Origin of the sequence: Micrococcus sp. (assembly GCF_034179925.1) — a bacterium.
Taxonomy (GTDB): domain Bacteria; phylum Actinomycetota; class Actinomycetes; order Actinomycetales; family Micrococcaceae; genus Micrococcus.
The window spans coordinates 1-17126 of the sequence record NZ_JAXFPG010000031.1; the positions used below are offsets into that span (position 1 = coordinate 1).

The 17126-nt window shown below is 71.2% G+C and carries 13 protein-coding genes and 1 tRNA gene; 2 read left to right on the forward strand and 12 right to left on the reverse strand.

The window, feature by feature from the left end; translation table 11 throughout:
- Positions 1-109: 109 nt before the first annotated feature.
- From lepB to rsmI, 12 genes are all read right to left on the reverse strand, one after another.
- Positions 110-880, reverse strand: coding sequence for a signal peptidase I (gene lepB, locus SPI96_RS05505; RefSeq protein WP_321081360.1), 771 nt, complete (start codon positions 878-880; stop codon positions 110-112).
- Between the two features lie 3 nt (positions 881-883).
- The gene (locus tag SPI96_RS05510; RefSeq protein WP_321081361.1) at positions 884-1864 is read right to left on the reverse strand and encodes a ribose-phosphate diphosphokinase; all 981 of its coding nucleotides are present in this window, start codon (positions 1862-1864) and stop codon (positions 884-886) included.
- A gap of 85 nt (positions 1865-1949) precedes the next feature.
- Positions 1950-3431, reverse strand: a complete 1482-nt coding sequence (gene glmU, locus SPI96_RS05515) for a bifunctional UDP-N-acetylglucosamine diphosphorylase/glucosamine-1-phosphate N-acetyltransferase GlmU (protein WP_321081362.1) — start codon at positions 3429-3431, stop codon at positions 1950-1952.
- A 51-nt stretch (positions 3432-3482) separates the two neighbouring features.
- A tRNA-Gln gene (locus SPI96_RS05520) sits at positions 3483-3554 on the reverse strand.
- A gap of 92 nt (positions 3555-3646) precedes the next feature.
- On the reverse strand, positions 3647-5077 hold the full coding sequence (locus SPI96_RS05525; RefSeq protein WP_321081363.1) for a sugar transferase: 1431 nt from the start codon (positions 5075-5077) through the stop codon (positions 3647-3649).
- A gap of 200 nt (positions 5078-5277) precedes the next feature.
- Positions 5278-7110 (reverse strand): ABC-F family ATP-binding cassette domain-containing protein, encoded by a 1833-nt coding sequence (locus SPI96_RS05530; protein WP_321081364.1) that lies wholly within the window; start codon positions 7108-7110, stop codon positions 5278-5280.
- Positions 7111-7186: 76 nt separating this feature from the next.
- On the reverse strand, positions 7187-8137 hold the full coding sequence (locus SPI96_RS05535; RefSeq protein ID WP_321081365.1) for a 4-(cytidine 5'-diphospho)-2-C-methyl-D-erythritol kinase: 951 nt from the start codon (positions 8135-8137) through the stop codon (positions 7187-7189).
- Positions 8134-9063, reverse strand: coding sequence for a 16S rRNA (adenine(1518)-N(6)/adenine(1519)-N(6))-dimethyltransferase RsmA (rsmA, locus tag SPI96_RS05540; protein ID WP_321081366.1), 930 nt, complete (start codon positions 9061-9063; stop codon positions 8134-8136). Before rsmA ends, SPI96_RS05535 begins: the two co-directional genes overlap by 4 nt.
- 48 nt (positions 9064-9111) lie before the next feature.
- Positions 9112-10923 carry an ABC transporter ATP-binding protein gene (locus SPI96_RS05545; protein WP_321081367.1) on the reverse strand — a complete coding sequence of 604 codons (1812 nt, stop codon included), beginning with the start codon at positions 10921-10923 and terminating at the stop codon, positions 9112-9114.
- Positions 10924-10968: 45 nt separating this feature from the next.
- Positions 10969-11934, reverse strand: a complete 966-nt coding sequence (locus SPI96_RS05550; protein ID WP_321081368.1) for a TatD family hydrolase — start codon at positions 11932-11934, stop codon at positions 10969-10971.
- Between the two features lie 19 nt (positions 11935-11953).
- The gene (locus SPI96_RS05555) at positions 11954-13450 is read right to left on the reverse strand and encodes an NAD-dependent succinate-semialdehyde dehydrogenase (protein ID WP_321081369.1); all 1497 of its coding nucleotides are present in this window, start codon (positions 13448-13450) and stop codon (positions 11954-11956) included.
- Between the two features lie 116 nt (positions 13451-13566).
- Positions 13567-14451, reverse strand: a complete 885-nt coding sequence (gene rsmI, locus SPI96_RS05560) for a 16S rRNA (cytidine(1402)-2'-O)-methyltransferase (RefSeq protein WP_321081370.1) — start codon at positions 14449-14451, stop codon at positions 13567-13569.
- 51 nt (positions 14452-14502) lie between these two features.
- On the opposite strand from rsmI, the gene SPI96_RS05565 reads away from it, so the two are divergent.
- Both SPI96_RS05565 and SPI96_RS05570 read left to right on the forward strand, forming a co-directional pair.
- Complete coding sequence (locus SPI96_RS05565) at positions 14503-15372, forward strand: hypothetical protein (protein ID WP_321081371.1); 870 nt, start codon at positions 14503-14505, stop codon at positions 15370-15372.
- 5 nt (positions 15373-15377) lie between these two features.
- Positions 15378-17003, forward strand: a complete 1626-nt coding sequence (locus SPI96_RS05570) for a dolichyl-phosphate-mannose--protein mannosyltransferase (protein WP_321081372.1) — start codon at positions 15378-15380, stop codon at positions 17001-17003.
- The last annotated feature ends 123 nt before the right edge of the window (positions 17004-17126 follow it).

The window sequence follows — 17126 nt, forward strand, 5'->3', positions numbered from 1 at the left end:
CCCCGGCGCCCCCCGCCCCGGGTCTTGCCCCCCCCCCCCCCCCCCCCCCCCCGGCCCCACCGCGGGCGGGGGCGCACCCCGTTGGGGGGGCGCCGCCCCGTCCTCGTCCTCAGGGGGTGCCCCAGTTCCCCGGGGGCCAGATCGTCGCGAACACCTCGCCGACGATCTCTTCATGCGGGACGAACCGGGCACAGTCCCCGGCTGCAGCCAGGCCCCGGCACGCGATCACCGAGTCCGCGGAGTTGGAGCGGTGATCACCGAGCACCAGGTGGTTGCCCTCCGGCACCGTCAGCGCCGGAAAGCACCGCGGGGACCGCGGCTCGGTGGTGCAGTCAAGGGAGCCGGGGAGGAAGGGGAGGTCCTGGTGGATGTAGGGCTCGTCCAGGGGGGTGCCGTCCACCACGACCGCGCCGTTCGTGGAGCAGCACTCCACGGTCTGCCCGGGGGTGCCGATGACCCGCTTCACGAGGGCCTGCTCGTGCGAGACGCCGATGCCGGTGATGTCCCCGAAGGTTTTCACCACGGCCTCCAGCGGCCCGTCTGGGCCCGTGGGCTGCGCCCAGGCCTCATCCGCCGTGAACACGACGACATCCTGGGAACCGGCCAGTCCGTCCGGGTAGGCCATGCGGTTCACCAGCATGCGGTCGCCCACATTGAGGGTCTGCTCCATCGAGCCCGAGGGCACCGAGTACACCTTCACGAAGAAGGCCTGCACCACGGAGACCACCACGAGGGCGACCACCACGTTCAGGAGCACGGACGCCCAGCCGGGCAGGCCCCGACGGGCCCCTCCCACGGCGCGCGAACCGGTGCCGCCCACCGTGGCGGTGCCGGCGTCGTCAGCGGTCTCCGGGCGACCCCCGGGAAGCTGGTGCGCCACCGCTCAGGCGTCCCCGTCGAACAGGCTCGTCACGGAGCCGTCCTCGAACACCTCGCGGATGGCGCGGGCGATCAGCGGGGCGATGGAGAGCACCGTGAGGTTTTCGAAGCGCTTCTCGACAGGGATCGGCAGGGTGTTGGTGACCACCACCTCGCGGGCACCGGAGTCGCCCAGACGCTGGGCGGCCGGGTCGGAGAACACCGCGTGGGTGGCGGCGATGATGACGTCCTTCGCGCCAGCCTCCTTGAGGATCCGCACCGCACCGGAGATCGTGCCGCCGGTGTCGATCATGTCGTCGATCAGCACGCAGACACGGCCCTCGATGTCCCCGACGACGGTCTTGGACTCCGCCTTGTTCGGCACCGTGAGGTCACGCGACTTGTGCACGAACGCCAGCGGCACACCGCCCAGGCGGTCCGCCCACTGCTCGGCCACGCGGACGCGGCCGGTGTCCGGGGAGACCACGGTGACGGGCTCGCCGTCGACCCGCCCACGGATGTAGTCCGCCAGCAGCGGGATGGCGAACAGGTGGTCCACGGGGCCGTCGAAGAAGCCCTGGATCTGCGCGGTGTGCAGGTCCACGCTCATCACACGGGAGGCACCGGCGGTCTTGTAGAGGTCCGCGACGAGGCGCGCCGAGATCGGCTCACGGCCGCGTCCCTTCTTGTCCTGGCGCGCATACGGGTAGAACGGGGACACAACCGTGATGCGGCGGGCCGAGGCACGCTTCATGGAGTCGATCATGATCAGCTGCTCCATGAGGTGGTTGTTCAGCGGAGCGGGGTGGGACTGGATCACGAACACGTCCTTGCCGCGCACGGACTCGCCCGAGCGGACGTAGATCTCCCCATTCGCGAAGTCGTACGCGCTCATGGGCAGCAGCTCGGTGCCGAGCGCTTCCGCGATCTCCTGCGCAAGCTCCGGGTGTGCCCGGCCTGCGGCCAGCACCAGTCGCTTGTCCTCGCTGCGGCTCAGCTCCGTCATGAGGTGGTCCCCTGTCCTCGGTTCTCTGACACGTGGCCCCCGCCATGTCGGGTGGGGCACATCCATCCTAGGGGCAGAACGGGCCTCAGTCCCGCCCTGCACCGGCGGCGTCGGCGGCCGCCGCGGACCCGGTGCCCGCACGTCGGGAGCCCACCCAGCCCTCCACGGTCCGCTGGTCCGCGGCGCTCACGGCCAGCGCACCGGCCGGCACGTCCTCGCGCACGGTCACGCCAGCGCCGGTGTAGGCACCGTCCCCGACGGTCACGGGGGCCACGAACACGGTGTTGGAGCCGGTGCGCACGTGGGCGCCGATCACGGTGCGGTGCTTGTTCACGCCGTCGTAGTTGGCGGTGATGTTGCCGCAGCCGATGTTCGTGTACTCGCCGATCTCGGCGTCCCCGGCGTAGCCGAGGTGGGAGAGCTTGGCGCCGCGGCCCACGGTGACCTTCTTGGTCTCATAGAACGCGCCGATCTTGCCCTCCTCGCCCAGTACGGTGCCCGGGCGCAGGTAGGTGAACGGACCCACGGTCGCGTCCGCACCGATCACGGCCTCGGTGGCGTCGGTGCGCTTGACGACGGCGCGCTCACCCACCCGGGTGTCCGTCAGGGTGGAATCCGGGCCGACGACGGCGCCGGAGGCCACCTGCGTGGTGCCGTGGAGCTGGGTGCCGGGCTTGAGCGTGACGTCCGGGGCGAGCTCGACGGTGACGTCCACCCAGGTGGTGGCCGGGTCCACGACCGTCACGCCCTCCTTCATCCAGTGGCGCAGCACGCGGTCGTTGAGGCGGCGGCCGAGGTCGGAGAGCTGGCGGCGGTCGTTGGCGCCCTCGACCTCCCAGACGTCCTCGGTGCCCACGGAGGCCACCCGGCCGCCTTCGGCCCGGGCCAGGGCGAGCACATCCGTGAGGTACTTCTCTCCCTGCACGTTGTCCGTGGACAGCTGCGGCAGGGTGCGGCGCAGCAGCGCGGCGTCGAAGGCATAGATGCCGGAGTTGACCTCGGCGATGTCCACGAAGGCACGGTCGCCGGTGGTCTCTGCGTGGGCGAGTGCGTCCTTGTGCTCCATGATGCGCTCCACGAGGCCCTCCTCGTCCCGGACGATGCGCCCGTAGCCGGTGGCGTCCTCCAGGGTGGCGGTGAGCACGGTGACGGCGTTCGCCTCGCCTTCGTGGACCGCGACGAGGCGGGCGAGGGTCTCGGGGGTGAGCAGCGGGACGTCCCCGTAGGTGACGACCACGGTGCCGTCGAGGTCCTCCGGCAGGGCGGCCAGACCCAGCTCCACGGCACGGCCGGTGCCCGGAACCTCGTCCTGGTCCGCGATGGCCAGACCGGTGATGCCCAGGCCCTGTGCGGCCTGTTCGATGTGCGTGGCCACACGGTCCCGCTCGTGGCGCACCACGGCCACGAGGTGCTCGGGCGCGAGCGACCAGGCGGCGGCGAGGGCATGGCCCACGAGGGAGCGGCCTCCGATGGCATGCATGATCTTCGGGGTGGCCGACTTCATGCGCGTGCCCTGACCGGCGGCCAGCACGATCACGGCGGAGGGACGGGCATCGGGCTGCTGCATGAGGGCTCCTCGGAGGGGTCGACGTGGCACCGGGCATCCGGCGGGCGGCAGTTCCGCCCCTAGGACTCGAACCTAGACTGCACGGCTCCAAAGGCCGGCGTGCTGCCATTACACCAGGGCGGAGGGTGCCGGGGCGGGAGCCGCACGGCGACGCCCCATTCTTCCACAGGCTTCCAGCATCCCTGTCGGGGCCGGGAGGCCGGATTGGAGGGAGGTCAGTAGGCGCCTTCGGCGGCGGTCACCGCGCGGACGGTGCGCGCGAGGATCACGAGGTCGCCGAGGATGGACCAGTTCTCCACGTAGTAGAGGTCCAGACGCACCGCGTCCTCCCAGGAGAGATCGGAGCGGCCGGAGACCTGCCACAGCCCCGTGATGCCCGGCTGCACGAGGAAGCGACGGTTGACGTAGGCGCCGTACTGCTCCACCTCGTGGGGCAGGTGCGGGCGCGGCCCCACGAGGGACATGTCCCCCCGGAGCACGTTGAACAGCTGGGGCAGCTCGTCGATGCTCGTGCGGCGGATGAGCTTGCCCACCCGGGTGACGCGCGGATCGTCCTTCATCTTGAACAGGACGTTCTCCTCACCGCTGTCGGAGACCAGCTGCTGCTTGATCTGCTCGGCATTGACCACCATCGAGCGGAACTTGAGCATGGTGAAGTGCTCGCCGTGCAGACCCACGCGCTCCTGCCGGAACAGCACCGGACCCGGGCTCGAGACCTTCACGGCCACCGCCACGGCGAGCAGCAGCGGGGAGATCAGCACGATGCCGACCCCGGCAGCCACCAGGTCGAAGACGCGCTTGGTGAGCGCCTTGGAGCGGGACAGCCGCGGCGTGGACAGGTGGATGAGAGGCAGACCGGCCAGCGGCTGGGTGTGCAGGCGCGGCCCGGCCACGTCCACGAGGGCGGGCACCATGATCAGCGAGATCTCCCGCTCTTGGAGCTCCCAGCCGAGGCGGCGCACCTCGTCCGGCACGAACGGGTGGCCGGAGGTGATCACGACCGCCTCGATGTCCATGGCGTCCACCTCGGCCACGAGCTGATCGACGTCCTCGACGGAAGTGTCCACGGGGATAGGCAGGAAGTCTTCCCCGCGCGGCCGGTATCCGGGCAGCACGGCGGCGACAGGCGCATAGGCCGCGCCACCCTCGGAGTCCAGGGCCTGGTGCACATGGACCACAGCCTTGGGGCCTCCCACGATCAGCAGCCGACGCCGGAAGTCTCCACTTGCACGTCGACGCCGGGCCACCCAGCCGCGCACGAGGAAGCGCCCGAGCAGCAGAAGGACCACACCCAAGGGGAGTGCGAGGCCGATGTAGCCGCGGGCCACCTCGATGCCGAAGGCGAAGGAGACGATGGCGACGAATCCGAAGAGGTACAGGGTGGCTCGCAGCACACGCTTGTACTCCTCGGCGCCGACACCGAGGATGCGGATGTCACGGGACCCGTCGATCGCGAGGGCTCCCACCCAAGCGATGCTGAGCAGGGCGCTGACCATGCCGTAGTCGAGGAAGTCGACTCCCGGCAGCTCGGCGAAACCAGTGCCGCCGAAGCGCAGCGAAGCCGAGAGAAAGGTAGCGGCCAGCACCGCGAGCACGTCTGCGGTGAGTACGAGCCGCGGAAGGCCCCGCTCCCAGGAAGCTCCCATGAGGCGCGTGCGCCGATGCGACCCACGCCGCATTCCTGCGCCGAGGTCTCCGCCTGCTGCCGACATGCGCGCGCTCTCCTCATCCGACTCCACACGACCCCCGCCGCAGGCCGTCCGCCGAGTGAGGCCTCACGGGCCACCCTACCCGCCGGTTCAAAAGCGGACGGCTACCGACCGGTATGTCACAGACGACGGCTTTCTCACCCCTCGAGCTCGGCCGCAGCCAGCCATTCCTCCTCAAGCCCCTCCAGGTCAGCGGCCACGGCGGCGGCCTCGGACGTCACCGCCGTCAGCTCCTCGAACCGCCCGGCCTGGCCCAGCTCGGCCATCTGCGCCTCGAGCCCTGCGTGGCGTTCGCGCAGCCGCTCCATCTGCCGTTCAATACGAGCCATGTCCTTGCGGGCCTGGCGGCGTTCGGCCTCGCTGACCGTCGGCCCGGCGGCGTCCGTGGAGCCAGAGGCGGCCGCCGTCGTCGTCGCCACACTTCGACCCCGCGAGGCTCCAACGGCCGGGGCTGCGCCGGCGTCCATGGCCTCCCGCAGTGCGAGGTACTGGTCCACACCCCCGGGCAGGCCGCGCACGGCGCCGTCGCCGAGCAGGGCCACCTGATGGTCCGTGACGCGCTCGAGGAGGTAGCGGTCGTGGGAGACGACCACGAGCGTGCCCGGCCAGCCGTCGAGCACATCCTCCACCGCTGCGAGAGTGTCGGTGTCGAGGTCGTTGGTGGGCTCGTCGAGCATGAGCACGTTCGGCTCCCCCACCAGCAGACGCAGCAGCTGCAGCCGCCGCCGCTCGCCGCCGGAGAGTTCGGACACCTGCGTCCACTGCCGGGAGGTCCCGAAACCGAGCATCTCCAGCAGCTGCCCCGCGGACATCTCCCGGCCACCCACCTGGAACGAGCTGCCCTCCCGGGCCATCACCTCGGCCACGCGCAGGTGAGCGACCTCCTCGAGCTCCTTGACGTCCTGGGTGAGAGTGGCCGAGACCACCGTCTTGCCGCGGCGCACCCGCCCGGAGTCCGGCTCCACCTGCCCGTCGAGCAGGCGCAGCAGCGTGGACTTGCCCGCACCGTTGACGCCCACCACACCCAGGCGCTCGCCGGGGGCCAGGCGCAGGGTGACATCCCTGAGGATCGGCTTCTCCCCCAGGGTGAGACTGACGCCCTCGAGGTCGATCACGTCCTTGCCGAGGCGGGCGGTGGCCATTCGCGCCAGGGAGACGGTATCTCGGGGCTCTGGCACGTCCGCGATGATCGCGTTGGCTGCCTCGATGCGGAACTTCGGCTTGGAGGTGCGGGCGGGGGCGCCGCGCCGCAACCAGGCCAGCTCCTTCTTCATGAGCTGCTGCCGCTTCTGCTCGGTCACCTGCGCCTGCCGGGCACGTTCGGCGCGGGCGAGGATCCAGGCCGCGTAGCCGCCGTCGAAGGGGTCCACCGTGGCATCGTGGACCTCCCAGGTGCGGGTGCACACGGCGTCGAGGAACCAACGGTCGTGGGTGACCACCACGAGGCCCCCCTCACCGGCCCGCCAACGGGAGCCCAGGTGGCGGGCCAGCCAGGCGACGCCCTCGACGTCGAGGTGGTTGGTGGGCTCGTCGAGGAAGAGGACGTCGTCGTCGCCGGCGAGCAGGCGCGCCAGGGCCACCCGTCGGCGCTGACCACCCGAGAGACCGGCGACCTGTCGGTCCAGGTCCAGCCCGTCCAACAGACCGCCGAGCACGTCCCGGACCTTCGGGTTGGACGCCCAGATGTGATCGTCCACGTCCCCGACGACGGCCCGGCGCACGGTGTCCTCCGGGTCCAGCACGTCCTGCTGGTCGAGCACCCCCACCCGGACGCCGCCGCGGCGGGTGACCCGGCCTGTGTCCGGCTCCTGGCGGCCGGCAAGGATCCGCAGCAGTGTGGACTTGCCGTCGCCGTTGCGGCCGACCAGGCCGATCCGGTCCCCCTCGTCCACTCCGAGGGAGAGCCCCTCAAGGACGGTGCGGGTGCCGAAGGAGATGCCGATGTTCTCGGCTCCGAGCAGGTGGGCCATGGGGGTCCTTTCAGGGTGGCCGCGCGGGGCGGTCCGGGAGTCGTGGGGCGGCGCCGGGCAGGTCAGAGCGGGCGGATCAGAGCACGTGGGCTCCGGGCACGGGGCCGTGGACGGGCAGGGCGGTCACACCGGCGCGCTCCTCGATGGCGGTGGCCAGGCGGAGGGCATTCTGCTCCGAATGCGCCACGAACAGCAGGGTGGGCCCGGAGCCGGAGACCATCGCCCGCAGAGCGCCCTCGTCCATGCCGAGGTCCATGACGTCCGAGAGCTCCGGGAACAGGTGCACGGCGGGGGCCTGGAGGTCGTTCTCCATGGACAGGGCCAGGGCGCGGGGGTCCGCGCGGGTGAGGGCACGCACCACGTCCTCGTCCACCGCAGGGGGTGTGGAGCCCTCGGGCAGGCGGCCGTCCCGCCGCAACTCGTCCAGGGTGCGGAACACCACGGGGGTGGACAGGCCCGCCGAGGCGGGCACGAGCACCAGGTGTACCCGGTGGCGGGCAGCGACAGGGGTGAGCTCGGTTCCGGTGCCCAGCCCCACGGCGGCCCCTCCCACGACGGCGAACGGTACGTCCGCGCCCAGAGGCGCGGCCAGCTCGGCGAGCTCTGAACGGCTCAGACCCGTCTCCCACAGGGCGGCGCAGGCCAGGAGCGCGGCGGCCGCGTCCGCGGAGCCCCCGCCCATTCCCCCGGCCACGGGCACCTGCTTGGCGACCTCGAGGTCCACCCCGTGGGTGGCCGGATCCAGGCGGAGGGTCTCCCGCAGGTGGACGGCAGCACGATGGGCGAGGTTGCGCTCGTCCCAGGGGACGAGGGCGTCGTCCACGGTGGAGACCTGCCGTGGGGAAGGCCCCACGGTGATCCGGTCGTCCTGACGGGCGACCGCAGTGACGGTCTCGGACAGGTTCACAGCCAGGTACACGCTGGTCACCGGGTGGTAGCCGTCCGCACGGGGCGGACCCACCCTCAGGGAGAGGTTCACCTTGCCGGGGGCGCAGGCAGTGACGTGCCGGAGGGGCAGAGCGCTCATACCCGGGGCTCCGTGCCCTCGATACCTGCCGCGCGGCCGTGCTCGGCAATCCTCGCGAAGGCGGCGATGTCCAGGGCCTCGCCACGGGTCCGGGGATCCACACCGGCGGCCCTCAGGGCCTCCTCAGCCGCTGGGGCGGAGCCGGCCCAGCCGGCCAGGGCAGCTCGCAGCGTCTTGCGGCGCTGGGCGAAGGCAGCATCCACCACCGCGAACACCTCTGCCCGGCTGACGGCCTGAGTGGGGGGCTCCCGCCGGGTGAAGGCCACCAGACCGGAGTGGATCCGGGGGGCTGGCCAGAACACCTGGGTGCCGATCACACCGGCCTTGCGGACCTCCGCATACCAGGCGGCCTTGGCCGAGGGCACACCGTAGGTCCGGGAGCCAGGAGGCGCGGCGAGCCGGTCCGCGACCTCGTCCTGCACCATCACGAGCCCGTGGCGCAGCTCGGGCAGCTCCGCGAGCGCGTGCAGCAGCACGGGCACAGCCACGTTGTAGGGCAGGTTGGCCACGAGGGCCGTGGGCCCGCCCTGGGCCGCCGCGGGACGCACGGCGTCGAGGGACTGGGCGGTGATCGTCATGGCGTCCCCGTGGAGCACGCCGAGGGCGGACTCGCGGCCGGGGCGGTGCTCGGCGACGGTGCGCGGCAGGCGGGCAGCGGTCACCGGGTCGATCTCCACAGCGGTGACGGCACCGGCGGCGTCGAGCAGGCCGAGGGTGAGCGAGCCCAACCCGGGACCGATCTCGAGGACGTGCTCCTCGGGGCCGACCTCCGCAGCGGCCACGATGCGCCGGATGGTGTTGGGGTCGATCACGAAGTTCTGGCCCCACTGTTTGGTGGGGCGCAGGTCCAGCTCGGCGGCGAGCCGGCGCACGTCGGCGGCACTGAGCAGGGGCGCGGGCACGGCGGCGTCGAAGGGCTGGACCATGCCCGGGAGTCTACCGGCGGCCCGGACGCGACAAACGGGCCGGCCCAGTCAGGAGGAGAGGTCCCCGAGGCGCACGAGCTCCCGGAACTCCGGGCTGGTCTGCTGCAGGCCCTGGAAGGTGCCCTCCCCCACGATCCGCCCCTGGTCCATGAGGACGATCCGGTCCGCGTGCTTCACCGTGGAGAGGCGGTGCGCCACGATGATCACCGTGATGCGCCCCTTCAGGCTCTCGATCACGTCGGTCACCCTCCGCTCGGTGGCGTTGTCCAGGGCCGAGGTGGCCTCGTCCATCACGAGCAGGCGGGGGTTGCGGTGCAGGGCGCGTGCGATGCCCAGGCGCTGGCGCTGCCCTCCGGAGACGCCCACGGCGCCCTCGCCGATCACGGTGTCCAGCCCGTCCTCGAGGCTGTCGAGCCATTCGCCGAGCTGGGCGTCTCGCAGGGCCTGCTCCACATGGGCACGGTCGGCGTCCCGGGCCGCCGCCACGTCCAGCAGGACGTTCTCCAGGACGGTGCCGTTGACCACGGTGACGGACTGGGGAACGAAGGCCACATTGTCCCACCAGCCTCGAGGGTCGTCGCCCAGTGCGGTGCCGTCCACCAGCACGGCCCCGGTCTCCGCCTGGTGGAAGCCGATGATCAGGTCCACGAGGGTGGTCTTGCCGGCACCCGAGCCGCCGACGAAGGCGATGGTCGCGCCGAAGGGGATCTCCAGGGTGATGTCGTGCAGCACGGGTGCCTCAGCTCCCGGGTAGGAGAAGCTCGCATGGTCCACACGGACGGACTCGGTGAAGGGCAGCGTCTCATAGGGGGTGTCCGCCCGGGCCAGCACCGGCTGGGCATCACGGAGCTCGGCCACGGTGCGTTCGAAGGCCGGCCAGGAGGTCTTGATCTCGTTGCTCGTGGCCATGATGGCCGCCATGGACGGCAACACGCGGAAGCCGGCCATCGCCAGCAGAGCGAGTGACCCGAACGCCTCCGCACCACGGCCCGAGAGGAACGCAACGGCTACGAGCAGCGCGATCGCCAGGACGAAGGCCACCTCCAGCACATAGCGAGGCATCATCGTCAGCAGCATCTTCAGGCGGGTGGCCGCAGCCGCTTCGGTGCGTGCAGCCCGGTACTCGCCGGTGAAGGCCGAGTCGTTGCCACGGATCCGCACGTCCTTGTAGTTCTCCAGCCCCTGTAAGGCGGCGGTGTTCGAGCGCTCCCCCGTGGTCACCAGAGCCCAGCCCAGACGCGAGGCCGGGCGGCGGATGAAGTGCCGCAGAACGAGGGCGATCACCGCGAAGTACGCGGCCATTCCGAGAGCGGTCAGCGGCATGCTCACCCCGAGCACGATTGCCACCGCCACGAGAGTCACCGCCTCGGTGAGGAGGGTGACGGAGCCGTTCACCACCCCGGTGTAGGCCATCGCGGAAGTGCCGGTCACATTGTTCACGAGCGTGCCGACCGTACGCGTCAGGTGCACACCGTAGTCGGCCCGCAGGTAGTAGCGAAGCAGTCGGGTGGAGGTGCGGATCAGGTTCCGGTTGGTGAAGCCGAGTGTCCACCAGCGGAAGGCGAGCACCAGCACGGCCTTGAGCAGGAACGCGACCACGATGACCACGGAGAACGCCACGGCCTGGCCCTCCGTGGAGCCCGCCCCCCAGGAGGTCAGCAGGTCCTCCAGGAAGGGAACCCCCGCGCTGCCCGTGGTCAGGATGTTCACAAGCGGGACGATGGAGGCCAGGGCCACCATCTCCAGCAGGGCCACGAGGACGGAGCCGACCACCACGAGGGCGAGGCGGATCCGCATCCCCCGGTCGATGAGGTACTGGGTACCCTCGGGCAGGCGGGACGACAGGAATCGGGTGAGCACGTCCCCCATCGTAGGGTGCACCGGGTCCCGGCAATTCTGCCCGCCTCAGAATTCCCCGTACACCCGCCGGGTGCTCTCCCCCACACATCGGCCCAGGTCGTCGAGCCCCTGACCACGGGTCTCGGCCATGGCCCGCAAGGTCAGCGGCACCAGATAGGGGGCATTCGGGCGGCCCCGGTGGGGGTGGGGGGTGAGGAACGGGGCGTCGGTCTCCACGAGGAGCAAGTCGTTCGGCAGCAGACGCAGAGCCTCGCGCAGGGCGTCATTGGCTTTGAATGTGACCGGCCCGGCGAAGGAGGCGAGCCATCCGTGCTCGGCGCAGATGCGGGCCAGCTCGGGGCCTCCGGAGAAGCAGTGGAACACCACGTGCGGGGGCAGACCGTCGTCGGCCTCCTCCTCCAGCAGCACCCGGACGACGTCGTCATGGGCATCCCTGTCGTGGATCTGCAGGGCTTTGCCCAGCCTCCGGGCGAGCCGGATGTGCCGCCGGAAGGACGCCTCCTGCGCGGCGTGGCCGGCCTCGTCCCTTGTGCGGAAGTGGTCCAGTCCGGTCTCCCCCACCGCCCGCACCCGCGGGTGCTCCGCGAGGCGGGCGATCTCCTCGAACGCCTCCTCGAAGCGTCCGCACTCGCTCAGGCGGGCGGCCTCGTTGGGGTGCAGGGCGACCGCTCCGAGCAGGCGCGGTTCGGTCTCGATCGCCTCCACCGTGAACCGGGCGGAGGGTAGGTCGCAGCCCACCTGCACCGCCCCGACGACGCCCACCGCCTCCGCAGCGTCCATCGCCCGGTGCACGTCCACCGCCACGAGGCCGTCGCGCATGTCGAGGTGGGTGTGGTTGTCCACCACGGGAACGGGCAACGGCTCGGGCGCCGGCGGGTACTCGAGGCGGCGCGTGCGGCCGGAGCCCTCCTCACGGGCGTCCCGGCGGGGTCCGCCGTCGTCCATGGCCGGTTCAGCGGGGGTGCGGTAGGCGGCCGGGGCGAGCCCGGCGTCAGCAGCGTCGGTGCGCATGGGACCGATCCGGGGCCGCTCAGGAGGCCGGGGCCGAGGGCGCGGCCCAGGGGTCGGCGATGCCGATGTACTGCACGGAGGTGTACTCCTCGATGCCCTCGGCGGCACCCTCACGACCCAGACCGGACTGCTTCACGCCGCCGAATGGGGCGGCCGCGTTGGAGATGACGCCCGCGTTGAACCCGATCATCCCGTACTCGAGGCGCTCGGTCACCCGGAACATGCGGGTGAAGCCCTGCGTGAACAGGTAGGCGGCGAGCCCGTACTCGGTGTCGTTCGCCAGGCGCACGGCCTCCTCCTCGTCAGCGAAGGTGGTCACGGGAGCCACCGGACCGAAGATCTCCTGGCCCAGGATGGGGTTGTCGTTGCCCACGGTCAGCACGGTCGGCCGGTAGAAGTAGCCCTCGCCCTCGACCTTCTCACCACCGGTGACGACCTCGCCGCCGGCGGCCACCGCCTCGGTGACGAGCTCGTGGATGCCCTCGCGCGCGTCGGCGTCGATGATCGGGCCGACATCCACGCCGTCCTCGGTGCCGCGCCCGGGAGTGAGGCCGGCCATCCGCTCGGCGAACCTCCGGGTGAACTCCTCAGCCACGGACTCGTGCACGAGGAAGCGGTTGGCGGCGGTGCACGCCTCACCCATGTTGCGCATCTTGGCCTGCACCGCACCCTTGACGGCGGCGTCCAGGTCCGCGTCCTCGAAGACGAGGAACGGGGCGTTGCCGCCGAGCTCCATGGAGGTGCGCAACACGTTGTCCGCGGCGTCCTTGAGCAGGCGCCGGCCCACCCCCGTGGAGCCCGTGAAGGACATCTTGCGCAGGCGGGAGTCCTGCAGGAGCGGTCCGGAGATCTCAGAGGCAGCGGAGCTCGCCACCACGTTCAACACACCGGCGGGCAGCCCGGCCTCCTCAAGCACCTGAGCGAAGAGCAGGGTGGTCAGCGGGGTGAGCTTGGCGGGCTTGACCACCATGGTGCAGCCGGCGGCGATCGCCGGGGCGATCTTGCGGGTGGCCATGGCCAGCGGGAAGTTCCAGGGGGTGATCAGCAGGCAGGGGCCGACCGGCCGGTGTTGCACGAGGATCTTGTTCTTGCCCTCGGGAGTGGTCACGTAGCGCCCGTAGTGGCGCACGGTCTCCTCGGAGAACCAGCGCAGGAACTCGGCCCCGTAGACCACCTCGCCGCGGGACTCCACCAGGGGCTTGCCCATCTCGAGGGTCATCAGCAGGGCGAAGTCCTCGGCACGCTCGTTCACGAGGTCGAAGGCCCGGCGCAGGATCTCGGCGCGCTCGCGCGGGGCCGTGCGCGCCCAGTCCGCCTGTGCGCGGTCGGCGGCATCGAGGGCCGCCAGAGCGTCCTCCGTGCCGGCGTCCTGGACGGAGGTCAGAACCTTCCCGGTGGACGGGTCGACGACGTCGAAGGTCCTGCCGGTGGAGGCCTCACGCCACTGGCCGTCGATCAGCACGCCGGTGTTCAGGGAGTCCAGCAGAGCCTTCTCGCGCTCGGGGGTCACGGTCATGAGTGGGCACCTCTCTCCGGAAGGGGACGGTGCCGATCCTAATCACACGCCCCGGACATGACACGGGCAGATCCTCGCCGCCGGTGGACTGTCGACTGCTGCGGCGGCGCGGACGCTCAAGCCCGACGGGCCGCCAGTACGGCGTCATACAGGGCGCGGCTACGCAGCCCGTGCGCGCTCGCGACGGCGGCCACCGCCTCCTTCAGGCGGGTCCCCGAGGAGGCGAGGGCCTCGACCTCGGCGACCGGGTCGGCGTCGTCGTCCACGGACTCCTCGCCCGAGGCGGGGCCGACCACGAGCACGACCTCCCCGCGCAGCCCCTCCCCCGCGGTCCGCTCCTCGGCCCACGCCAGGACCTCCTCGGCGGTGCCGCGCACGACCTCCTCGTGCAGCTTGGTCAGCTCCCGCGCCACGCACACCGGCCGGGACGGGCCGAGCACGTCCACGACCGCCGCGAGCGCCGCGACGGTCCGCTGGGGTGACTCGAAGTAGACCACCGTGCGCGGATCCGTGCGAATCTCCTCGAGGCGCCGCCGGCGTTCCCCGTCTCGGCGCGGCAGGAAGCCGTCGAACGCGAAGCGGTCGGTGGGCAGGCCGGAGAGGGCCAGGGCGGTGGTGACCGCCGAGGCCCCGGGGGCGCAGGTGACGGGCACCCCCGCCTCCACCGCTGTGGCCACAAGGCGGAACCCCGGGTCGGAGACCGTGGGCATCCCGGCGTCTGAGACCATCACCACGGTGGCCCCCTCCCGCACCTGCTCCAGCAGGCCCTGGGCGGAGGCGGCCTCGTTGTGCTCGTGGTGGGCCATGAGGCGGCCGGCGGGGGTGATCCCCAGCCCCTGGCAGAGACGCCGGGCAGTGCGGGTGTCCTCGGCTGCGATGACGTCCGCGGTGGCCAGCAGCTCCCGCAGGCGTGCGGTGGCGTCACCGAGGTTGCCGATGGGGGTGGCGGCGAGCACGATGCGGCCGGCGTGCCCGGCGTTGCCGTTCTCCGTGAAGTTCATGGGCCGACCCTAGTCCGAACCCGTCGAAGCCCCCTGTGGGAGGATCGGACCATGACCACCATCCCCCGCATCGGAATCGTCTCCGGCGGAGACGAGATCCGCCTCCGCTCCTACGTCAACCATGCGATCTACGCCCGCGAGCATGGTCTCGACTACCGCGTAGAGACGGGGATTGATCCCCACATCATCACCAAGTTCGACTACAAGATCTCCATTATCCGCCGCCTCCTCCCTCACTATGAGTGGCTGGTATGGATGGACGACGACGCCTTCTTCACGGATTTCGAGGCCACCAACATCACTGACCTGGTGGCGGCGGCCGAGGAGGATGGCAAGGACCTGGTCATCGCCGAGGGCCCCCTGGAACCCAACGGCTTCTGGTCCCGCATCAACACCGGCGTCATGATCATCCGCAACTCGGACGTAGGCCGGGCGTTGGTGGAGGCCATGGCCACGGCCGACCTCGCCACAGTGCGCGCTTGGTGGGACGACGACCGGGACGGACTGTTCACAAACGGTGACCAGGACCAGTTGTGGTGGGCCATCCGCACCGGCGGATTCGAGGACCGCGTGCGGGTCGTCGGGCACCGTGAGCTGAACTCCCGCGGGCACTACTACGAGAATGACCTCTCAGACGCGTTCGTCATGCATTTCACCGGCTACCCGGACAAAGAGCTCGGGGTGGCCCGGTTCGCTGACCGCTTCGGTGTGGGCCAGGAACTGGTGCCCGAAGCCCTGCTGGACAAGTACCACGTCCGCACCCGCAGTCCGCTCACCGGGGCCGCGCGGCGCCGTCGTGAACTCACCACCGATACCGTGAGCGCGGTGAAGTACCGGCTGCGCCCGCACAAGGAGCGCATCCTCGCGGTGGTCAACCGCCTGCCCGCCGGGGTGCGACGCCGACTGCCGATCGCATCGTGAGGCGGGTGTCTTCCCCGACCCGCCCGGACGCCCCCGCGCGGGGGCCCCGCCCACACCCGTTCTCCGTGGAGGGGCTGCGGCTGCGCCTGGGGGTGGAGCCGACGCTGTGGACGCGGTGGCATTGGATCGTCCCGTTGGCGGTCACACTGGTGGCCGGAGTGCTGCGCTTCTGGAACCTCGGCCACCCGGAGCAGCTGATCTTCGACGAGACCTACTACCCCAAGGACGCCTACGCGCTCCTGGACTCCGGCTACGAGCGCCAGTGGGGCGAGGGAGTGGACGAGGCCTTCGCCCGAGGTGAGGCCGAGCCACTGCCCGAGGCCGCGTATGTGGTGCATCCGCCGCTGGGCAAGTGGATGATCGCTGTGGGCATGCTGGTCTTCGGGCCGGACAACGGCTTCGGGTGGCGGTCGAGCGCAGCCCTGACGGGCACGCTGTCCGTGCTGCTGGTGGCGTTGATCGCCCAGCACCTGTTCCGCTCCGTGAGCCTGGGCGCGCTGGCGGGTCTGCTCACGGCCACGGAGGGCCACCACCTGGTGATGTCCCGCATCGGGCTGCTGGACATGCACCTCTCGTTCTTCATGATCGCCGCGTTCGGGGCGCTGCTGCTGGACCGCGCCCAGGGCCGGCGACTGCTGGCTGAACGCCTGGGCGCACAGGTGACCGCGTACGACGCCGGCACACGCCGCGCGGATCCCCTCACCTTGGGCCCGTGGCTGGGCTGGCGGCCCTGGCGGGTGCTCGCCGGGGTGCTGCTGGGCGCCGGCTGCGCCGTGAAGCTCTCCGGGCTGGCGTTCATGGCCGTATTCGGCCTTCTCACCGTGCTGTGGGACATGGAGGCCCGGCGGACGGCGGGCATTCGGCGTTGGCTGCGGGCCGGCGTCGTGCGGGACGGGCTGCCGGCCTTCGTGGCCGTGGTGGGTGTGGGGGCCGCGGTGTACCTGGCCACGTGGACGGGCTGGTTCCTCTCCGACTCCGCCTACTACCGGCAGTGGCACCGGGACAACCCGCCGGAGGGGCCCCTGGGGGCCCTCGTGCCTGGGCCGCTGCGCTCGCTGTGGCACTACCACTCCGAGTCCTTCGCGTTCCACGAGAGCCTCACCAGCCCGCACGACTACGCCTCGAGCCCGTGGACCTGGCCGTTCATGGGCCGCCCGGTGAGCTACTACTACGAGGGCGGGGACCCCGGGCAGAACGGGTGCCCGGCCGACGCCGTCGAAGCGTGCTCGTCCGCCATCACGGACATCGCCAACCCGTTCGTGTGGTGGACGGGACTGATCGCCGTGCTCGTGTGCGTGGCCGTGCTGCTGCGCCACCGGGACTGGCGGGCCGGGGCCCTGCTGGGCGCCTATGTGGCCGGGCAGGTCGTGTGGTTCCGCTGGCCGGACCGCACCATGTTCTTCTTCTACTCGATCGCGTACGAGCCGTTCCTCATCCTGATGATCGTGCTGGCGCTGTCCCTGCTGCTGCGGCGTGGGCATCGCCCCGGGCCACGCTGGGGAGGGGTGATCGTGGCCGCGTATCTGGTGGTCGCGGTGACGGTGTCCTTGTTCTTCCTGCCCGTGTGGATCGGGGACACGATCTCCTATCCGCAGTGGAGCCTGCGCATGTGGCTGCGCAGCTGGATCTGAGCCGGGAGGGTGCGTCCGGGGGTGGGACTGTCGGACCCACCCCCGTTTCCCGGTACCGCGGGTCTCTGAAGTGGCCCGATAGGCTCGTCGGGTGCAGCCTCAGACATCCCTCACCGAGTCCGC